The sequence below is a fragment of the Microcystis viridis FACHB-1342 genome (genome assembly GCF_014698335.1).
GTDB classification, from domain to species: domain Bacteria; phylum Cyanobacteriota; class Cyanobacteriia; order Cyanobacteriales; family Microcystaceae; genus Microcystis; species Microcystis ichthyoblabe_A.
In genome coordinates, this window is record NZ_JACJSV010000053.1 from 13,784 (window position 1) to 33,447 (window position 19,664).

Genomic DNA, 19,664 nt, shown 5'->3' on the forward strand with positions numbered 1-19,664 from the left:
TTCTCCCTGTTGGTTGCTTTAAGTGAGTAGATTAGTTTCATAGCGGGCAATCCACCTACTGATGAGATTCTGGCATCGTGGTTTTGGTATTATCTCCATCGGAGAATAAATCATCGCTAAATAGATCATCAAGGGGAAATTCTTCCTCAGAAGGCAGGGATTCTAGATCGCCCACTCCTTCATCATCCCACATACTGAAGAAATCTAGTTCCTCTTGGTAACTCGGAACAGAAGCAACATTTTGGCGGTTAGATTCAACTTTAGGGGTTTCTTCAGCAAAAGGATCGAATAATTCTGGGCTATTGCTGTCAGTAATATCGGCAAATAAGTCATCTAGAGAATTTGGGGCAGCGGCGAATTTTTCTGAGTCGGTGGCTAATAAATCAGGGAAACCCGTGTCACTGCCAACGGTTTCTTGACTGTAGCTCTGATCGTAATTACCCGATAATTCTTCTAGGCTACCGATCATTCTAGTTTCTTCCTCTTCGTCAAACATCTCCATCTCAGGAGTGAATTCCGCTGCCAAATCTAGATTTTCTTCAGTGATAAAACCATCAAAAGTATTGATTTCACTGACGAATTCTGGTTCAGAAACTGTGGCTTCTAGCAGCGTTTCGGGAGCAAATTCTGGCTCCAATCCTAGGGTTTCTTCGGTGATAAAACCATCAAAAGGATTGATTTCTTCCCCAGGTTGGATTGTTTGGGTGTCGTTTTGTAGTTCTAACAGTTGGCTTTGATAACTCTGTTCTAGTTGTTGAATTTGCCACTGATAGCCCTTTTCTAATTCTAGAATCTGCGCCTGTTGACTTTGACGCAGGGCCTCCATTTCTGCTTGCTTGCCGTCGATAATCTCGCGAATTTGACTTTGATAGCTTTGGCGCAATTCCTCGATTTTAGTCTCGTATTCCTGTTCAAGTTCCTGAATTTGGGTTTTATAGGCAACTTCCGTGGCTTGAACTGGATTTGCGCCGGCTGCCTCTTGTAAACGTCCTTGGCTGTCTTCTAACTCTTTTTGTAATTTAGCCACTTCTTCTCTATAGGCGGCTTCGATATTGCCCATCCGTTCTTGGGAGAGTTCGAGTCGTTTTAACTCTCCTTTGGTATCTTCTAACTCCGCTTCGGTTTTACCTAAATCCGCCCGAATTTTACCCTGTTTTTGCCGTGCCTCCCTGATTTTTCCCTCTTGCAGGGCATATAAAGCCCCACCCCCGATCGCACCTCCACCGACAAAACCGATTAAAATATCGACGATACTCATTATGGGATTCCTCCTCTAGGAAAATTTACTTGTAATCCGCCGCTCTCTATGCCGATTGCTTTTGATTGTGGCAGCAATTATCAAAAAAAGAAAGAAAATATTAAGTTTTTTCTCGGCAAATATGGTGAGGTACAAAGTCTCTGGTTTTAGGGAGTCGGTTGTCGATGCTAAATCCTGTCACACCGCATCGGTGTTTGGCAAGACATTTCACTGAGGCTGCATTTCCCGATAAGCTTGATAAACGCCGCGCACGTTGTACCAATTGAGAAAAATGCGGGCAATTTCTAGGGCTAATTGCGGTTTACCTCGATCGATTAACCATTGTAACAGCGGGGAGAGGCTGCGTTCATTCAGGGTTCCGCCTAGGGAAAGTAAACCCCACAAAAGTCGGTGAATCCAAGTCATTTGAATCATCATCCGCACTTCCCAGGTGGGATGTTTTTTATAAAAAAGCACTCCCATTCGTCCCCGTTGAATTTCCTTATCGATGAGATTGGGAATTTGAGCGAGATTAAAGGGGGGATGCCAATGATAACCGACGGCTTCAGGACATTTAATTAATTTTAGTCCTAATTGCTTCAATCTCACCCCTAATTCCAAGTCTTCCCAACCGTAGAGTTGAAACTGGGTATCGAATAACCCCGCTGCTAATAACCATTTTTTGGCGATCGCCACGTTGCCCGTGGCAAAATAGGCGGCGGAGAAATCGGTGATTTTATAGGGTTCACTGCTGGGATGCTCGAAGTTACAGGTATTAATGACGCTGCCGTAGGTAAATAAGCGATCGCTACCGAGACTTGCTGCCCCGGCGGTTAAAGCGTCGGCGTGGGCTTGCAAAAAATTTTCTGTCACCACCAGATCGCTATCGATAAAAATAATCGTATCACCACGAGCTTTTTCTACCCCCAGATTCCTGGCGATCGCCGGTCCGCCGTGATCCTGTTGCCACAGTTGCAGGTGGGGTAAATTAGCCTTTTGAGTTTCTAGCCAAGCGATCGTCCCATCGGTAGAGCCATCATCGACAAGGACTATTTCGTAGTTTTCCACCTTATTATCGGTTAAACGCTGATTTTCTAGGGCGAGTAAACATTTTTTTAAGATTGCTTGGCGATTGTAGGTAGGGATGACAACACTGATCAGCACGGGCATTCGGGGGTCAAGATTATCGTTTTAGCTTACCAAATAACCTCGGTTTCTTGATTAGACCTCCCGCAAAAATCAACAATCTTTAATTCAGGAGACAGGATTCAGGAGACAGGATTCAGGAGACAGGAGACAGGATTCAGGAGATTATTTTTATTTATTCTCCCCATTTCCCTACACCCTACACCCCACACCCCACACCCTACACCCTACACCCCACACCCTACACCCCACACCCCACACCCCACACCCTACACCCTACACCCTACACCCCACACTCTATGTAAGGAACTCCGGGAGGAGGATTAGGGTCAACTGGGAACATTGATTTTAAAAAATCGGCGATCATGTTATTCTCTGAGTGTGTTGTGTGAGGAAAGGAATCGGCCATGGTAGCGTCTCTATCGTATCAAAATGGGCAAAAAGCTCGATCGCATCCCCTGTTATCCTTAGGGGGTTTGATCGAATTACCGTCATCACCCCTGTTCGGCACGGACGGAATTCGCGGTCAAGTGGGAGAATTATTAACTGCCCCCCTAGCGCTACAAATCGGATTTTGGGCGGGACAGGTCTTAAAAAATCAAGCTGGTGTCACCAAACCGGTAATTATTGGTCAAGATTCGCGTAATTCCAGTGATATGTTAGCCAATGCTATCACTGCGGGTTTAACTTGGGCGGGAATAGAAGTCTGGCAACTGGGATTATGTCCTACCCCCTGCGTAGCCTATTTAACCAGAGAAAGCGAAGCGATGGGGGGGATCATGATTTCTGCCAGTCATAATCCTCCTGAAGATAACGGCATTAAATTTTTTGACAGCAGCGGTTTAAAATTGTCTGGCAGTTTAGCGGCACAGATAGAAGCGGGTTTAAGGGGCAATTTAGAATTAGCAGATAAACCAGAAAATTGGGGAAAAGCGACTTTTTGTCCCGAATTAATCCAAAAATATTATCAAGCTGTGATTGATTCCGTCGGGACGGATATTAACCTATCGGGATTAAAAATAGTTTTAGATCTAGCTTGGGGGGCAGCCGTTAACCTAGCACCTTTAGTATTCCAAGCCTTGGGGGCGGAAGTTATCTGTTTACATGATCGCGCCGATGGCGATCGCATTAACGTTAATTGTGGTTCTACCCATTTAGAAAGCTTACAGGCTGCGGTGATTAATCAGCAAGCGGATTTAGGGTTTGCCTTCGATGGCGATGCTGATCGGGTAATGGCCGTGGATAGTCAGGGTAGAGTAGTAGATGGCGATTATATCCTCTATTTTTGGGGTCGTTCCCTCTTAGAAGCCGGACAGCTACCCGATGGGTTATTAGTAGCCACGGTGATGGCTAATTTAGGTTTTGAACGCGCTTGGCAAAAACTGGGGGGTCAATTCTTGCGGACTGCCGTGGGCGATCAGCACGTTCAGGCGCAAATGTGGGAAACTGGGGCCATGCTAGGGGGTGAACAATCCGGCCATATTCTCTGCCATCATTACGGAGTTTCTGGGGATGGAATGCAAACCGCCCTACATTTAGCGGTTTTAGTGCAGAAATCGAGGGTTTCCTTGGCTAATTTAGTCGATCATAGCTTTGTCACCTATCCGCAGATTTTACGCAATGTGCGGGTGGAAGATAGAGAAGTGCGACGTAATTGGCAGCAATGTGAACCTTTGCGGCGAGAAATCCGCCAAGCTGAGACAGCCATGGCAGAAAAAGGCCGAATTTTGGTGCGAGCTTCCGGGACAGAACCGTTAATTCGGGTAATGGTGGAAGCAGAAACCCTCGAATTAGCCAGTTTTTGGACAGAAAGGCTAGTGGAAGCGGTGCGAAGCTATCTTTTGTAGTCGATCGAGGGGAACAGGGATTATAATGCCCTTAGCCTAGCCTAGCAAGGGATAATTATGACTGGACTAAGTATCGATCGCCAGAAAAAAAAGCATAAACAAGGGGAAACAAAAGCCGATAGTCGCCCGCCTAACATCAAGGAGAAACTTGCCCTCAAAAAAGAAGAAAGGCAAAGGAAACAAAAGTTAACAGGGTTGATTGTTTTTGCCATTTGTGTAGCAATTTTGATCGGATTACCCCTCAGCTTATTGTTTGATCCCAAGATAGGAGCTGTAGTAAGTTTAGCCTTAATTTTAGGAGTTTTCTCCTTTAGCTATCCTCGTACGGCTCTTTGGACATTTATTATCTATGTCCCCTTCACTGGCACTATCGTCTATTGGTTGGGGGGTAGTCCAATCCTCCAGCTAAGTAAAGATATCTTTTATCTACCCGCTTTAATCGCCTTAGTTTTAGAATGTCGAAAAAAGCGATTACCGATTATTGTCCCGAAACAATTGGGTACAACCCTATTATTAATCTTTGTTTTCTGTGTAGTCTGTCTATTAGCCGTCAATTTACAGAGACAATTTCTGCCTACTTGCGATTCCGTGGCTGGGATGAGTATCTTTAGGGATGGCCGTTTGGTCGGACTTCCCTGTCGGGAAAGTGAGACTTTTCTGCAAGGAGTATTAGGGTTTAAAGTTTTGCTAGGTTATGTCCCCTTGATCTTCTGCACTTATTACTTAATCAAAGACAAACCGACCCTCTTATTTTTTAGTCGTCTTTTAGTGACTTTAGCGATTATTTGTTGTGTCCTAGGGCTAATGCAATACTGGATGCTGAAAACCGGTCGTTGTGCAGGAACTAGAGGCTACCTGGGTGACTCACTATTCAAAGCCACCTTAGAGGCAAGGTGTTTGGTCGGTGGAGGATTAGTCTATAGTCCAGAAGTAAATATGATCCGCCTACCCGGTACTTTTGTTTCTCCCTGGCACTGGGCTTGGTTTTTGGTCTCTAGTGCCGTGATTTGTTATGCCAGTGCCTTTAGTGAAATTTCTCAAAAATGGCGACTAGCAGCCCTAGTGGGTTTAACCCTAGTTCTTATTAATGCAGTGGTCTCCGGGCAAAGATTAGCTTTCTTTGCTGTACCGATGATTGTTGGTCTGATGACGATTCTTACGGGACAAATCGCTAACTTAAAACGATTTTTGCCGATCATTTTTTCCGTCGCTTTACTCCTAGCTGTCGGTTTTTCTTTCCTTAACCCCGATTTTGTCCAACAACGCTACGATAGCGCCATTGCCCGTTGGCAAAACAGTCCCCCCACCGCTTTTATTCAAGAACAGTTGGATTTTGCTATCCGTAATCAGGGCGGTATTTTAGGTCGTGGACTCGGTGTGGCCACATCTTCTGCTAGGTTTTTCGGTGATATTTCTTTCGTGGAAACCTTTCACAGTAAAGTTTTATTCGAGTTGGGATACATTGGTTTTGCCTTGTACATGATATTCATAACCCATCTAGTTTATCTGGCCTTCCGCACCTATCTTTCTCTCAAAGATTCCACTCTGCGGGGTTTTGCCGGTAGTTATTGGGTTTTGCTGCCCTTTGTTGCCTATCTTCCCTATTGGTATGCCCTCGATACGGATCCTGTGGGCGTTTATTACTGGATATTTGCGGGCGTAATTTTTAAATTACCCGTGATCGAAAAACAGGAAAAAGAAGCCAAAATTTTGGCGGGGGAAACTGAAACAAAATCCTCCAAAAAGGGCTTAAAATTTAAACGCAAAGGTGTTTCTTTAGCTTAAAATTACTGGTTCTTCCGAACTTACACTGTAGAAAATTCCTCAAGCTCCCTCTCTGCACAGCAAGGCTCTAAAGTTGATAAATATCAATCTAACAAAAACTCAAAGCCTTAGTGTACAAACTTTACAAGCATGAGTTATTGATAGTTTTACATGACAGGTTCGGTAGAGCCAAATTACTATAAGCTATCAGCCCTTTCAGTGATCAGTTATCAGTGATCAGTTATCAGATGTAAGTTTTCATTTATAGCGTTTCCTGTTCGCAAGAGGTACATTGTCGATGGTGAAAAGCTTAATCAGCAAATGTTTAACTGTACCACACAGGTGTAAGAAACGCTATATCAGATGTGAGTTTTTAAGTGTGCGGTATTAAATAGAAGTTTCCTACCGTCTTTTTACTGTTTACTGATTACTGTTTACTGATTACTGTTTACTGATTACTGTTTACTGATTACTGTTTACTGATTACTGATTACTGCTATGAATTTTCCCTCGATTTCTGTCATCATACCCACCTATCGACGCGAAGAGCCTCTTAAAGATACTCTCGATGACCTGCTCAAACAAGATTATCCCGATTTTGAGGTATTGGTTATCGACCAAACCGCTACCCACAGCCCCGAAATACAATCCTATCTAGAAAATCTGGCTAATCAGCACAAAATTAGCTGGTATCGGCTGGATTGGGCGAGTTTACCCGGTGCCAGAAATTATGGAGTCCGTCGCACCCAGGGCGATATCGTTCTTTTTATCGATGATGATGTGCGGCTACCGGATAATTATCTCAAAGCACATGGTGAGAATTTTGTCAAGAACCCTGAGATAGGTGTAGTGGCCGGTCGGGTATTCGATCGCATGAAATTGGGTGACTCCCAAAAAATGGTGACAGATACCAGCAAACCCTACGAAATCGACTTTTTACCCCCCCAAGCCATGGATCCGGGCATTGCTTGGTATTACATCGATCTTGTCCACACCACTAAACCCCAGCAGGTAATCTCGGCCCGGGGCTGTAATATGTCTTTCCGGAAGGATATATTTACGAAATATGGCATTTGGTTCGATGAACGCTTTCGTGGCAGTGCCGTGCGCGAGGAATCGGATTTTTGCTTAAGGTTACGCCAGACTCCCTATCATGTCTGGTACGATCCCACCGCTTATCTGGTTCATTTAGGGGAAGAAACCGGCGGCTGTCATGATATTAGCACTCGTTCTCTGAGTTATCAGACGACTTTTTATCATAATCACTTTCTGATGGCTCTGAAAAATCTCACTCCCGCGCAACAATTGCGACTCTATGCTAAATTATTTGACTGTCACGTTCTTGGCAATCCTCCCTGTAATAAAGGTGGTTCCCCGATTAAAATCCTTTCTAGGGGAATTTTTTATGGTTTAGGTTTTCTGGATGCTCTGAAAACTCAAGTTAAGTCCCTCTGGAATGATGGCCAAATTTATACAAAACTAGATAATCTATGAGAATTTTAGTCGCTAGTCATACATATATAGTTGATCTCAACTGTGAGAAACTGCGCTCCCTGACAAGATTAAATCCTAATATTGAAGTTACTATTGTTGTTCCCCAACGTTGGCAACCGGGAGGAGTCCAAAATAAAATCATTGAAAGTCAACCGAAAATAGCCAATAATTTCCGAGTTATTCCTATATCTAATTTTAGCCAGAATAACCAAGCTTTATTAACTTTTGGTATTGATATAATTTCTTTATTGCAAAAATTTAGACCAGATATTATTCAAGTGGAACAGGGTTCTAAATCTCTCGGTTATGCACAATTTATTACTCTGAATCGTCTCTTAAATCTCCGGGCTAAAAATGTATTTTTTACCTGGTGGAATCTTCCCTATACTCCTAAATTTCCCATCTCTTGGTTAGAAGCTTATAACCTGAAAAATACCGATGGTTTAATTGCCGGTAATCAGGACGGAGTAGATGTTTTAAAAGAACGGGGTTACAGGGGTAAATACACCGTTTTACCGCAATTAGGCGTGGATGAAGTTCTTTTTTCTCCGGGCAAGCAACCCGATTTAGCCCGATCTTTAGGCATTGAAAGCGATGAATTTGTGATTGGTTTTATCGGTCGTTTTGTGGAAGAAAAAGGCATTCTAACCTTGATTAAAGCTGTAAATAAATTAACAGGTAAGTGGAAGTTATTACTGTTAGGTCGGGGCATCCTGAAAGATAAAATAGTCAGCGAAGCTACAGCCGCAGGAATAAGCGATCGCTTGATGATAGTGGAAAGTGTTCCCCACGATCAAGTAGTTAATTATATTAACCTGATGAACACTTTAGTTTTGCCTTCAGAAATCACCTATCGGGTCAAAACTTTAACGGCCGTCGGTTGGAAAGAACAATTCGGTCATGTTTTAATTGAAGCTATGGCCTGTCAGGTTCCTGTTATTGGTTCCGATTCAGGAGAAATTCCCTTTGTTATTGCTGATACGGGGTTAATTTTTCCCGAAAAAGATGGGGAAGCACTGGCTAAATCTATACAAATTCTCTTAGATAATCCCAGCTTCGCTCAAGAATTAGGCCAGAGAGGTTATCAGAGAATAATGACCAATTATACTAATAAAGCCCTCGCTCAAAAACAATTGGATTTCTATCAACAATTACTCCCTCGGTGATCGGGTGTGGGGTGTGGGGTGTGGGGTGTGGGGTGATGGGGAAATAGGGAGAATCAATAAAGGTAGTCTATTGATAACTGATCACTGATAACTGATCACTGATAACTGATCACTGGTTATGAACCATTCTTGACACCCCCTAGTCTAAAGGGACAAGTAGCTAGGGGTGAGGGGAATGATCGAGGTGATAACCGAGAAACAAACAAGTGTGAGCGATCGAGAGTTAGTTTTAAAATGTCAAAGGGGTGATCGGGGTGCTTTTCGTCACCTTTACCGTCTTTATCAACCAAAAATCCGCTCTACTCTCTATCAACTCTGTGGACAGGAATTCCTAGAGGATTTTGTCCAAGAGGTATTTTTAAGAGTGTGGCACGGGTTGCCGAAATTGCGTTCACCTGAATACTTTTCCACTTGGGTTTATCGGATCACCTGCAATGTGGCGCTCGATGGTCGGCGACAATTAGCCAAAAGACAAATGAGGATCGCCAAAAGCACTGATCAGGAAAACCCCCTTGATAGTGAATCCCGTCCCCAAGATAGTCCCGATTTGATGCAATTGCATTATGAGGAGGTGGTCCGACAAGGGTTAGAAATTCTCAGTTTAGAACATCGCGCTGTCCTCGTGCTTCACGATCTAGAGGACTTACCCCAAAAGGAAATCGCCGAAATCTTAGAAATTCCCCTCGGTACGGTGAAATCACGTCTTCATTATGCGCGTAAAATCATGGGCCAATTTTTGCAAAAACAAGGAGTTCTCTAATGTCCCCAGAAGATGACAAAGTGGTTAATTTTCTGCGTCGCTATCGTCCATCGCTGCCACCTCGACCGATAGATGAAGAAGAACAGTTAATGCAAATGATTAGGGAAGAAAAGCCAGTAAATTTCCCAAAATTGGGGTGGATAACTGGTATTACTGCCTTATCTGTGCTGATTTTTGCTTCCTATCGTTGGTCCGATCCTCATCCACAACTGAGCCAAATTTCCGACGAGGAGTTAGAAGCTTTTTTAGTGGAGAGTTGGAACCATAGCATCGCTCCACCGATTGCTGCTCCTAGCGTTTATAGTTCGCCTTGGATGAGCTTAAACGAGCCTCAACTCACCTATTCTACCTATAATCCTTAATTTCTTTGTCAAGGTCAATTATGTACTTTTCTACTGTCTCGATTCTCGGCACAACCATGGCTTTAACTCTGGCCGCTAACCTAGTCCCCACTGCCACTGTGCTATCCTATCCCCAAGATGGTCTATTTATTGCTCAAACTAGCTCTCCCCAACGTCCTGAAAATCGTCCCCGTGGGATGGATAATTCTAGAGAAAGACTAATTGAACAATTGAACCTTACCGATGACCAAAAGTCGAAAGTTGCCGCTATTCGTCAGAAATATCAGGAAAAAACCAAAAAGTTGCGAGAAACCCTGAGAAGCAACGAACAAGAATTAAATAGTTTATTATCGAATAATGCCTCCGATCGAGATATTCGTGCTAAACATCAGCAAATCTCTCGGAATCGCCAAGAAATGAGTAACCTGCAATTTGAAAGTTTTTTAGAAATTCGTCAAGTCTTAACTCCCGCTCAAAGAAAGGAATTTTCCCAGTTAATGCAGGAAAGTCGCGCTAATTCCCGCAATCGCGGACGACAATAATTCCCATCAGTGCGGATTAAGATCGAGTTTGATGGCGATACATTAGAAAAACGCAAAGGATGGGCAAGTAACCCATCCTCAACTTATCATTTACTAATAAATTATCGTTTCCAAGTGACTTTTGGTAGGATATGATTCATATCTACCCGATTTTTATACTTGGTGGCGAAGTTTAGGAGGGAATCAAGGAGAGAATCGGAGAGATAGTGAGGTTGTAGGCCTAGATCGAGTAATTTTGTGTTTTTAGCGTTAAAATAATGTTCCTCTAACTCGATGCGCGGGTTGTCAAGATTGTTAATCTCCACATTTAACCCTAACGCAGAACCAGCTTTTTTCACCATCAGTGCCAAGTCACCGACGCTAAACAGTTCGGTAAATTGGTTAAAAACGCGGAATTCCCCGGATTGAGCAGGATTGGCGATCGCTAATTCCAAACAACGCACGGTATCGCGGATATCTAAAAATCCTCGCGTTTGACCACCTTTACCGTACACTGTTAGGGGATGACTGATCGCTGCTTGAATGCAAAAACGGTTTAAAGCAGTACCAAAAACCCCATCGTAATCAAGACGGTTAATTAACATCTCATCCATTCCCGTCTCTTCGGTGAGGACTCCATAAACCACCCCTTGATTGAGATCTGTGGCTTTTAAACCCCACATCCGACAGGCAAAATGGATATTATGGCTATCGTGGACTTTGCTAAGATGGTACATACTACCTGGCTGTTTGGGATAGGGTAAAGTATCCTTACGACCGTTATGTTCGATCGTGATGTAGCCTTCTTCAATATCTATATTCGGTGTGCCATACTCACCCATGGTTCCCAGTTTCACTAGGTGCGCTTCGGGAAATTCCTCTTTCATCGCGTAGAGGATATTTAAATTGCCAACCACGTTGTTAACTTGGGTTAAAACTGCGTGTTCGCGATCGATCATGGAGAAGGGTGCAGATCTCTGTTCTCCGAAGTGAACAATGGTGTCTGGTTGAAACTGTCGCAGGGATTGAATCAGAAAGTCGTAGTTATTAATATCTCCGACAAAAAGATCGATCGATTTTCCCGTCAGATCTTGCCAGCGTTGAATCCGATGAGATATGGGTGCGATCGGTGTTAAGGTATCGCAGCCTAATTGTAAGTCCCAATAGCGACGAACTAAACTATCAAGTATGCCTACTTCGTAACCTCTATTTGATAGATGGAGTGCCGTTGCCCAACCACAATAGCCGTCTCCGCCAATAACCAAAACTCTCATACAATATCTGTAAAGTTTATATACTCGTCTTTGGTAACTCTAGCAGTTTTGTGTCACGCTTTACCAGCTTAATCCCCCTGAACATAGTAAGGTGTGGGGTGTGGGGTGTAGGGTGTAGGGTGTGGGGAGTGGGGTGATGGGGTGATGGGGGTGTGGGGAAATAGGAAGAATCAATAAAGGTAGTCTATTGACAACTGCTCACTGATTACCACTGTCCACTGAAAACTCAAATCTGATCACTGATAACTGATGAGGGTGTTCTAGAAAACTTGACAAGGGAACGGATTACAGAGAAACTCAGCTTGTAATCAGTGGGCTTTGCTGACGAGAAAACAAAAGCCAAAAATCTAGATAAAAAGCAGTTTTTTCAGTAAATTAGGGACTATCTGCTTTTTTACTTTTTCTTTTTTACTTTTTACTTTATTACTTGATCTTATGCGTTGGCAAGCTCGGCAAAAATCTTCGTTTCCTTTCCTTCCCCTATACGGATTTTTGGCATTTATCGTCACTTGTCTGATTATTTGGGCAATTTCTCTCTATCCTCGTTCTAATGCTCTGGTGGGGGGTGATTATCTTCCCGCACCTTTTAGGGAGTTTCAACCAGAATGCGCGGATTATGTCCTAGAAGATAGTTCCTTTAAGGATATATCGAGAGTTTTTGACTGTAAAACCTATAAAAACATCTCCGATCGCGTGATTCTACCCCTATCTCTCCAAAAAAACGATATTAGTCTCGATAATTGGCAAAATAACTCGGCAACAGCGATCGAATTAGCACCCTGGCCAGAAATTCATCCCCGCGCTCAAGAGACAAAAGTACCGATTTTAATGTATCACGACATTTTACCGGAAAAAGAGGTATTTTTTGACGTTACTCCCGCCGAATTAGAGGCACATTTTCAGTTTTTGCAGGAAATCGGGGCAACTCCTATCAGTATCGATTGGTTAATTTCCCATCTGCGGACAGGGATCCCCCTTCCCGCTAAACCGGTTTTATTAACTTTTGATGATGGTTATGGGGGACATTACCAGTATGTCTATCCTTTATTGAGAAAATATAACTATCCTGCCGTTTTCTCGATTTATATCAATAAAATGACTCAAAAAACCGGCAGAACCAGTGTCACTTGGCAACAACTCCAGGAAATGGCCGCCGATCCTCTAGTACAAATTGTCTCCCATAGTGTTAGTCATCCCCGGGATTTAAGATTATTGTCCGATGCAGATTTGGAGCAAGAAGTCAAGCAATCGAAACAAATTTTAGAAAAAGAATTGGGTATTCCGATTAATTATTTCACCTATCCGGAAGGGAAGGCGGACGATCGAGTGAAGGAATTCGTCAAAAAAGCGGGTTATCGGGCGGCTTTATCGATGAATGACCTCGATGAGCATTTTGCTGGACAATCCCCCAATTTACTCACGATTGGACGCTTTGGGCAATCGCGCACGCGAGAAGTTGTACCGCAAGCTTGGGGGGGTGATCCCTTACCCCGTACCGATGGCGGTTTTAACTTTGCCACCACCATCCAAAAACGGGAAGTGGAATTTCCAACTAATACACTTGTATTAATTAGTGGCGGGATTCCCAAAACTATCCACGCTGATAGTCGCTATCAAGTGGAGGAAATTATCGCCGGTACAGAAGCGATCGCGGCCGTGGATGGCGGTTTTTTCTCTCTCAAGGAATTGGACTCAAATCAGATGATCGGGCCGGTTTTAAGCCAAAATGGCGGCTTTATCCCGGGATATGAGGGAGAAATTGACAAGTTAGAGGGTCGTCCTTTAGTAATCATTACCGATCGATGGGTGCGTTATCTTCCTTTTGATCCTGCTCGTCATAATACCCTAGAAGGAATTGCAGCGGAGGCTAGAAATGATCTCAAGGTTACGGATGCTTTTGTCGCGGCCGCTTGGTTAGTCAAAGATGGACAACCACAATCGCGAGAATCCTTTGGTACACTTTACGGTTTTGATGCCCTGCGTCACCGGGCTTTTTGGGGGATTAATCAGGCAGGACAGCCAGTAATCGGGGTTTCCAGAGACCCGATCGATTCGATGGCTTTGGGAGAATTATTAGTACAGGCAGGTTTTCGGGAGGCGGTGATGTTGGATTCAGGAGCAAGCACCTCCCTCGCTTATCAGGGCCAATCGCAAGTGCATTATACTCCCCGTCCCGTTCCCCACGTTGTCGCTTTATTTCCCCCCACAGAAACCTATATTGTTCCCATTAGTCATGTGGGGATTCCCTGCGTAATTTTCGCCGATTCCTGTCCTGCGGGGAGTTAGGGGACAAAAACTTGTTAACCAGAAAACGGCTGAAGCTATGTATCTAAGAAGGCTCTCAGGGCAATTTTGTACTTGTTTTTCAGCCGTGGAGAAACCAGACCACCTTGCTGAATCTGTGCGAGAATTGTGGCTGAACAGGAGCCTTTTGGAATCGGACTACCCGCAGTGATTAAACTGGCTAATTCCGTGGCATCCATCTCCCGGGCAAATTGATAGGCAATCACGGATTCACAGACGATAAAATTCGGGACACCAAGGCCGGGCAAAAGCACACAAGTAGCTTCCGAACTGCTTCTTCGAGTTGTAACATTGACAAATAAATATCTATTTTCAGAAGTCTTTGCGATCGCAATATAGAGATGTTGCTTATTAGGGGGTGTATCGATTAAAAAGGCATCCCCCAGCTTGACTACCAGACTAGCCATGTAAAGCTCCATCTAAATAGGCTTCTCGCTGGGCTTCTTGGCTAATATCTTCGATTTCCTCCTCCGTTTTACCCATAGATCGCAAAACATCCTCTACTAAAATTGGAATAGCCGAACCATGGGGATCCTTCCATTCTGGTAGATCGTGAGTCCATTCGGCTACAAGAAAGGGATTGAGATGGCCAAAAGTCTTGTAAACCTGTTTAAGAATCATTTCTTCTTCTTCACAGAGTTCTTCATTGCCGGGATATTGCAGCAGGTAAACATAATTAGAATCCTGGGGAGAAATATATTTCGACCACAGGGGTAAAGCAGAGTCCACGGGCTGTCCTTTAATCAAATCATAAACACCCCTGAGAACCGGTCCATAATCCATTGATATATATCGATCCCCAGTAATTGGTTGATCCATGGTTTTTAAAGCAAGACGGTCAGCTATATAGAGCATTTTCAGCAACCCTAAATACTTCATCGGTTTGCCGTGCAGCTTTAAGAGTATAGCAGCGGCTTCCACTGCTTTCTCTGGATGAAACCGAAATTTGATCGTCATAACTACTATAAATTCACTGCTTTTTTATGACACTTTTATTATAGTTATTATTCTACATCGGCCACATTTAAGATTTTGTCCCAGTGGTTGAGGTTTCTAGCCTGATTTCTCAAAGATGCTGCTATAGGTATGATCGAGTTAAACCTTAGCCCAAAATTCTACCATGGAGATCGAACGTCTTAACGCCCTTTCCGATAATTATATTTTCCTCCTCTACGATCCGGCGCAAAAAATCGCGGCCGTGGTGGATCCAGCGGAACCTGAACCGGTTTTCAGGCGATTAGAGGCTTTACAGGTGGATTTAGTCGCTATTTTCAATACCCATCACCACGGCGACCATGTGGGGGCTAATCAGGCTTTAATTAATCGTTATCCCCATCTTTGTGTTTATGGGGGAAAGGAGGATCGCGGTCGCATTCCGGGCCAGCAGCTGTTTTTAGAGGAGGGGGACCGGGTGGAATTTGCCGGTCGCCGGGCCGAGGTTTTCTTTGTCCCCGGCCACACTCGCGGCCATATTGCCTATTATTTTCCCCCGGTTAACCCCGGAGATTACGGCGAGTTATTCTGTGGTGATACCCTGTTTTCTGGGGGTTGTGGTCGTTTATTTGAGGGAACACCGGGCCAAATGGTGGCTTCTTTAACTAAATTGCGATCGCTGCCTGACCAGACCAGGGTTTGGTGCGCTCACGAATATACGTTAAATAATTTAAAGTTTGCCTTGACAGTTGACCCTAATAATGCTGCTCTGCAACAGCGTTATCGGGAAGTGGAAAAACATCGCGCTGAAGATCTTCCCACGATTCCGGCAATTTTGGGGACGGAAAAGCTGACTAATCCTTTTTTGCGCTGGGATAGTCCCGCTTTGGCCATGACCATGGATAGCAGCGAACCAGTACAAGTGTTTGCACGGCTGCGGGGGAAAAAAGATAATTTTTAAGTAGTGGCTAAGTAGGTAGGTGTTAAAAACTGTCAAATCCCCCCTTATTAAGGGGGGTAGGGGGGATATCCCCTGATTAAGGGGGGTAGGGTGTGGGGTGTGGGGTGTGGGGTGTGGGGTGTGGGGTTGATTCATGAATCAACCCTACAGGGAGTAGGGGGGATCAAAGGCAAAATCTATCTCTACAAGCTCAAGGGTTGCGGATCTAACTTCAAATCGGCAAGACTGACCTCACCGTGACCATTTACCGCCACCTCTAGGGGCAAATTGCCGTGATAAGCTTGGATTAACAGGGTTTTTAAGTCCTCGATCAGGGGATAACGGGGATTGGCTCCGGTACACTGATCATCGAAAGCTTGTTCGGCTAAATGGTCTAATTTGGCCATAAATTCGGCTTCACTTTCGGGAATTACCTCTTTGATACTGGCCGGAATACCGATTTCCCGTTTTAAACATTCGATCGCTAATACCAATCTTTCCACACTTTCGGTCTCGCTTTCTCCCCCCAATCCCAGAGAATGAGCGATCCTGGCATAGCGCCACTTCACGTTAGGATATTTGTACTGAGAGAAGGTCGCCTGTTTAAAGGGGGCATCGGTGGCATTATAGAGGATGACGTGGGAAATCATCAAGGCATTGGCCAGACCGTGGGGAATGTGGAAAATTGCCCCCAATTGGTGAGCCATGGAGTGACAGATGCCTAAAAAGCCATTAGCGAAGGCCATTCCTGCCATTGTCGCCGCATAATGGACTTTTTCCCGCGCTTTCGGGTCTTTAGCTCCGTTATGATAGGAACTGGGCAGATATTTAAACAGCAGTCGGATGGCATCTTGAGCAAGAGCGTTAGTATATTCTGAGGCTAAAACCGAGACGTAGGCCTCAAGAGCGTGAGTTAAAGCGTCAATTCCGCCGTATGCTGTTAATTTTTTCGGCATATTCAGCACTAATTCCGGATCGACGATGGCCATGCTGGGAGTTAGGGCATAATCTGCCAGAGGATACTTAATATTATTACGGCGATCGGTGACGACGGCGAAGGGAGTCACTTCCGATCCTGTTCCCGAAGTGGTGGGAATACACACCATCAGAGCTTTTTCGCCTAAAGGGGGCAATTCATAGACTCGTTTGCGGATATCCATAAAACGCATGGCCAAGCTCTCGAATTCTATCTCTGGATGCTCGTAGAGTAGCCACATGATTTTAGCGGCATCCATGGGGGAACCACCACCGATAGCGATAATTACATCGGGATTGAAGGTATTAATGACATTTAAACCCCGTTCGACGGTTTCCAGGGAAGGATCGGGTTCCACATCATAAAAGATATTAACCGTGATGCCGATTTCTTCTAAAATTTCCTGTAAAGGTGCGGTAACTCCTAGGTCGAAAAGAGGTTTATCGGTGACAATAAAGGCCCGTTTTTTGCCGGCTAATTCCCGAATAGCGATCGGTAATGACCCGTATTTAAAATATACTTTTGGTGGTACTCGGAACCAAAGCATATTTTCCCGGCGCTCGGCTACGGTTTTAATATTTAATAGGTGGGTAGGTTCGACGTTTTCGCTGATGGAATTACCGCCCCAAGTGCCACAACCGAGGGTTAAACTAGGATCGAGACGGAAGTTATAGATATCACCAATCGCACCCTGGGAGGAAGGGGTATTAATTAACACCCGGGCTGTTTGTACGTTGTCTTCAAAGCGCTTAATGTGTTCCCGATTAGAGGGTGCAGTATAAAGCACGGCCGTATGACCTCGACCGGCAAATAAGACCAGTTTTTCGGCTTTTTTTACCCCATCTTCAAAGTCTTTGGCCCGGTACATGGCTAAAATTGGCGAGAGTTTTTCGTAGGAAAATGGTTCCTCTAAGCCAATATTTTCCACTTCTGCGATTATTAACCTGGTATCTTCAGGAACAGAAATTCCAGCCATGTTGGCTAATTTTTCCACCGGTTGCCCGACGATATCGGGGTTGATATGACCATCTTTTAGGAGAATCCCGACGACTTTTTCCTTTTCTGCGGGGGAAAGAAGATAGGCCCCGCGATCAATAAATTCCTGTCGAACTTCTTCATAGATGCTATCGACAACGATTACCGATTGTTCGGAGGCGCAAATCATGCCGTTATCGAAGGTTTTACTGAGAATAATCGAGGAAACAGCCATTTTTATGTGCGCGGTTTCGTCAATTAAAGCGGGGGTATTGCCGGCACCGACTCCTAGGGAAGGTCTTCCCGAAGAATAGGCCGCTTTTACCATACCGGGACCGCCGGTGGCAAGGATTAAATTAATGCTGCGATGTTGCATTAATGCTTGGGAAAGTTCCACCGATGGCTGATCGATCCAACCAATAATACCGGCCGGTGCGCCCGCTTTCACGGCTGCTTCTAAGACTATTTTGGCCGCCGCGATCGTGCAGTCTTTGGCTCGCGGATGGGGGGAAAAAATGATGCCGTTGCGGGTTTTCAGGGCAATTAGGGCTTTAAAAATGGCTGTGGAGGTGGGATTTGTGGTGGGTACGATCCCCGCTAAAATGCCCACGGGTTCAGCGATTTTTTGCAATCCAAAGGATTTATCTTCTTCGATAATGCCGCAGGTTTTGCTGTGTTTATATTTGTTGTAGATGATTTCTGAGGCAAAATGGTTTTTAATCACTTTATCCTCTATTACTCCCATCTCTGTCTCTTGTACGGCCATTTTAGCCAAGGGAATGCGAGCGTTGTTGGCTGCTAATGCCGCTTTTTTGAAGATAAGATCTACTTGTTCTTGGCTATAGTTGGCAAATTGTTGTTGAGCTTTTTTCACCTGTTGAATCAGTTCTTCTAGCTCTTGTCTATTGGTAACTGTCATAACAATTTTGTAGATAAAATTACGGATTTTATGCTACTATAGCCTTTTTCGCCAAGGGACTCGCCTAATCTTGGGATTTTCTTTATAGTTTCCTAAGCATTGGTATTATAGAATACTAACAATGCTAGGTAATAGGTATGGGGAAGTGGGGAGAAGGAACAAGGGAGAAGGTTTTTAGCGTGCGATTGAGAGTTGCTCATACTATTAAAAACAGATTTACTATCAATACAAATTAGCTTATACTTCCTCTAATTTATAGGATATTTTGGACGCAAGCAGTTCGATAAACTCACTGACAGCAATTCTCATTTTGAAATTAATAGACTAGAAGGTTTCAAGTTCCAGTTTCAATCCCTAATAGGGTTTAAGATTAATTGGAACTAAAACTGGCGCTCCGAAACGCCATTAACCCCTGTTTCAATCCCTAATAGGGTTTAAGATTAATTGGAACAAGGACTTAGGGTTAACTTGCAGCTATTTTTAAAGTTTCAATCCCTAATAGGGTTTAAGATTAATTGGAACTAAAAAAAATCACCAGCGGCACTAAGAGAATTAATCTGTTTCAATCCCTAATAGGGTTTAAGATTAATTGGAACCCGACGTACCGATTCGATTTAGAAAAAATTAACCGTTTCAATCCCTAATAGGGTTTAAGATTAATTGGAACCTTTACTATCATACCACACTTTCAATCAATGCGATAGTTTCAATCCCTAATAGGGTTTAAGATTAATTGGAACTACTGCTGATTTAGGGAAAGAGTTAGGATTCAAGTTTCAATCCCTAATAGGGTTTAAGATTAATTGGAACAATGGCCAATTCAAGTCTGAATTGCATCACTGTCTGATCTACCTTTATAGAATACCTCATTCGGGGTACGATAGTCAAGACATTTTCGAGGACGATTGTTAATCAAGTTTACGGCTCTTTCCACCTCCTCTGGCTTAACGATTTTAAAATTCGTTCCCTTGGGGAAAAATTGTCTTAACAGTCCATTGGTATGCTCGTTTAATCCCCTCTCCCACGAATGATAAGGAGTAGCAAAATAAAAATCTGCTCCTAGTTTC

Annotated in this window: 16 protein-coding genes and 1 CRISPR repeat array; of the genes, 9 read left to right on the forward strand and 7 right to left on the reverse strand. The window is 44.0% G+C overall.

What is annotated here, in order from left to right:
• Positions 1 to 55: 55 nt before the first annotated feature.
• On the reverse strand, positions 56 to 1,258 hold the full coding sequence (locus H6G40_RS16445) for a hypothetical protein (protein WP_069474495.1): 1,203 nt from the start codon (positions 1,256 to 1,258) through the stop codon (positions 56 to 58).
• A 207-nt stretch (positions 1,259 to 1,465) separates the two neighbouring features.
• A complete protein-coding gene (locus H6G40_RS16450; RefSeq protein ID WP_002778695.1) occupies positions 1,466 to 2,407 on the reverse strand; it encodes a glycosyltransferase family 2 protein in 942 nt (313 codons plus the stop codon).
• Positions 2,408 to 2,790: 383 nt separating this feature from the next.
• Between H6G40_RS16450 and glmM the strand changes: the two genes are divergently transcribed.
• From glmM to H6G40_RS16485, 7 genes are all read left to right on the forward strand, one after another.
• Positions 2,791 to 4,230 (forward strand): phosphoglucosamine mutase, encoded by a 1,440-nt coding sequence (glmM, locus tag H6G40_RS16455; RefSeq protein ID WP_069474496.1) that lies wholly within the window; start codon positions 2,791 to 2,793, stop codon positions 4,228 to 4,230.
• Between the two features lie 57 nt (positions 4,231 to 4,287).
• On the forward strand, positions 4,288 to 6,015 hold the full coding sequence (gene hpsL, locus H6G40_RS16460) for a hormogonium polysaccharide biosynthesis protein HpsL (protein ID WP_069474497.1): 1,728 nt from the start codon (positions 4,288 to 4,290) through the stop codon (positions 6,013 to 6,015).
• Positions 6,016 to 6,492: 477 nt separating this feature from the next.
• Positions 6,493 to 7,488 carry a hormogonium polysaccharide biosynthesis glycosyltransferase HpsN gene (hpsN, locus tag H6G40_RS16465; RefSeq protein ID WP_016515869.1) on the forward strand — a complete coding sequence of 332 codons (996 nt, stop codon included), beginning with the start codon at positions 6,493 to 6,495 and terminating at the stop codon, positions 7,486 to 7,488.
• Entirely contained in the window at positions 7,485 to 8,654 is a 1,170-nt protein-coding gene (gene hpsO / locus H6G40_RS16470) for a hormogonium polysaccharide biosynthesis glycosyltransferase HpsO (RefSeq protein WP_002738912.1), read from the forward strand. Before hpsN ends, hpsO begins: the two co-directional genes overlap by 4 nt.
• A 175-nt stretch (positions 8,655 to 8,829) precedes the next feature.
• Positions 8,830 to 9,414, forward strand: a complete 585-nt coding sequence (locus H6G40_RS16475; RefSeq protein ID WP_002738630.1) for a sigma-70 family RNA polymerase sigma factor — start codon at positions 8,830 to 8,832, stop codon at positions 9,412 to 9,414.
• Entirely contained in the window at positions 9,414 to 9,776 is a 363-nt protein-coding gene (locus tag H6G40_RS16480) for a hypothetical protein (RefSeq protein ID WP_002738771.1), read from the forward strand. The genes H6G40_RS16475 and H6G40_RS16480 overlap by 1 nt, the downstream gene beginning before the upstream one ends.
• Before the next feature lie 20 nt (positions 9,777 to 9,796).
• Positions 9,797 to 10,297, forward strand: a complete 501-nt coding sequence (locus H6G40_RS16485; protein WP_002738539.1) for a Spy/CpxP family protein refolding chaperone — start codon at positions 9,797 to 9,799, stop codon at positions 10,295 to 10,297.
• A gap of 101 nt (positions 10,298 to 10,398) precedes the next feature.
• On the opposite strand, the gene H6G40_RS16490 is transcribed toward H6G40_RS16485, so the two are convergent.
• Entirely contained in the window at positions 10,399 to 11,550 is a 1,152-nt protein-coding gene (locus tag H6G40_RS16490) for an NAD-dependent epimerase/dehydratase family protein (RefSeq protein ID WP_002739005.1), read from the reverse strand.
• 435 nt (positions 11,551 to 11,985) lie between these two features.
• Here H6G40_RS16490 and H6G40_RS16495 point away from each other — a divergent pair, with 435 nt between their 5' ends.
• The gene (locus tag H6G40_RS16495; RefSeq protein ID WP_190537987.1) at positions 11,986 to 13,836 is read left to right on the forward strand and encodes a polysaccharide deacetylase family protein; all 1,851 of its coding nucleotides are present in this window, start codon (positions 11,986 to 11,988) and stop codon (positions 13,834 to 13,836) included.
• 35 nt (positions 13,837 to 13,871) lie between these two features.
• On the opposite strand, the gene H6G40_RS16500 is transcribed toward H6G40_RS16495, so the two are convergent.
• Entirely contained in the window at positions 13,872 to 14,261 is a 390-nt protein-coding gene (locus H6G40_RS16500) for a hypothetical protein (protein WP_002803334.1), read from the reverse strand.
• Positions 14,254 to 14,811 carry a Panacea domain-containing protein gene (locus H6G40_RS16505; protein ID WP_190537989.1) on the reverse strand — a complete coding sequence of 186 codons (558 nt, stop codon included), beginning with the start codon at positions 14,809 to 14,811 and terminating at the stop codon, positions 14,254 to 14,256. The genes H6G40_RS16500 and H6G40_RS16505 overlap by 8 nt, the downstream gene beginning before the upstream one ends.
• 163 nt (positions 14,812 to 14,974) lie before the next feature.
• On the opposite strand from H6G40_RS16505, the gene gloB reads away from it, so the two are divergent.
• Positions 14,975 to 15,748, forward strand: a complete 774-nt coding sequence (gloB, locus tag H6G40_RS16510; protein WP_190537991.1) for a hydroxyacylglutathione hydrolase — start codon at positions 14,975 to 14,977, stop codon at positions 15,746 to 15,748.
• Positions 15,749 to 15,930: 182 nt separating this feature from the next.
• Here the strand turns inward: gloB and adhE are convergent, their stop codons facing one another.
• Together adhE and H6G40_RS16520 are read right to left on the reverse strand one after the other, a co-directional pair.
• Complete coding sequence (gene adhE, locus H6G40_RS16515; protein ID WP_002778672.1) at positions 15,931 to 18,597, reverse strand: bifunctional acetaldehyde-CoA/alcohol dehydrogenase; 2,667 nt, start codon at positions 18,595 to 18,597, stop codon at positions 15,931 to 15,933.
• A gap of 344 nt (positions 18,598 to 18,941) precedes the next feature.
• A CRISPR array of direct repeats spans positions 18,942 to 19,407; the repeat unit is 37 nt; unit sequence GTTTCAATCCCTAATAGGGTTTAAGATTAATTGGAAC.
• Between the two features lie 10 nt (positions 19,408 to 19,417).
• A partial coding sequence (locus H6G40_RS16520) for an IS30 family transposase (protein ID WP_190537171.1) occupies positions 19,418 to 19,664 on the reverse strand: 247 nt, incomplete at its 5' end.

Excerpts from the sequence above, each read along its gene's own strand:
- glmM (WP_069474496.1), top strand. The coding sequence starts at position 2,791 with ATGGTAGCGTCTCTATCGTATCAAAATGGGCAAAAAGCTCGATCGCAT.
- H6G40_RS16445 (WP_069474495.1), bottom strand. The coding sequence starts at position 1,258 with ATGAGTATCGTCGATATTTTAATCGGTTTTGTCGGTGGAGGTGCGATC.
- H6G40_RS16450 (WP_002778695.1), bottom strand. The coding sequence starts at position 2,407 with ATGCCCGTGCTGATCAGTGTTGTCATCCCTACCTACAATCGCCAAGCA.
- adhE (WP_002778672.1), bottom strand. The coding sequence starts at position 18,597 with ATGACAGTTACCAATAGACAAGAGCTAGAAGAACTGATTCAACAGGTG.
- H6G40_RS16475 (WP_002738630.1), top strand. The coding sequence starts at position 8,830 with ATGATCGAGGTGATAACCGAGAAACAAACAAGTGTGAGCGATCGAGAG.
- gloB (WP_190537991.1), top strand. The coding sequence starts at position 14,975 with ATGGAGATCGAACGTCTTAACGCCCTTTCCGATAATTATATTTTCCTC.
- H6G40_RS16505 (WP_190537989.1), bottom strand. The coding sequence starts at position 14,811 with ATGACGATCAAATTTCGGTTTCATCCAGAGAAAGCAGTGGAAGCCGCT.
- hpsN (WP_016515869.1), top strand. The coding sequence starts at position 6,493 with ATGAATTTTCCCTCGATTTCTGTCATCATACCCACCTATCGACGCGAA.
- hpsO (WP_002738912.1), top strand. The coding sequence starts at position 7,485 with ATGAGAATTTTAGTCGCTAGTCATACATATATAGTTGATCTCAACTGT.
- H6G40_RS16485 (WP_002738539.1), top strand. The coding sequence starts at position 9,797 with ATGTACTTTTCTACTGTCTCGATTCTCGGCACAACCATGGCTTTAACT.
- H6G40_RS16490 (WP_002739005.1), bottom strand. The coding sequence starts at position 11,550 with ATGAGAGTTTTGGTTATTGGCGGAGACGGCTATTGTGGTTGGGCAACG.
- H6G40_RS16495 (WP_190537987.1), top strand. The coding sequence starts at position 11,986 with ATGCGTTGGCAAGCTCGGCAAAAATCTTCGTTTCCTTTCCTTCCCCTA.
- H6G40_RS16500 (WP_002803334.1), bottom strand. The coding sequence starts at position 14,261 with ATGGCTAGTCTGGTAGTCAAGCTGGGGGATGCCTTTTTAATCGATACA.
- hpsL (WP_069474497.1), top strand. The coding sequence starts at position 4,288 with ATGACTGGACTAAGTATCGATCGCCAGAAAAAAAAGCATAAACAAGGG.
- H6G40_RS16480 (WP_002738771.1), top strand. The coding sequence starts at position 9,414 with ATGTCCCCAGAAGATGACAAAGTGGTTAATTTTCTGCGTCGCTATCGT.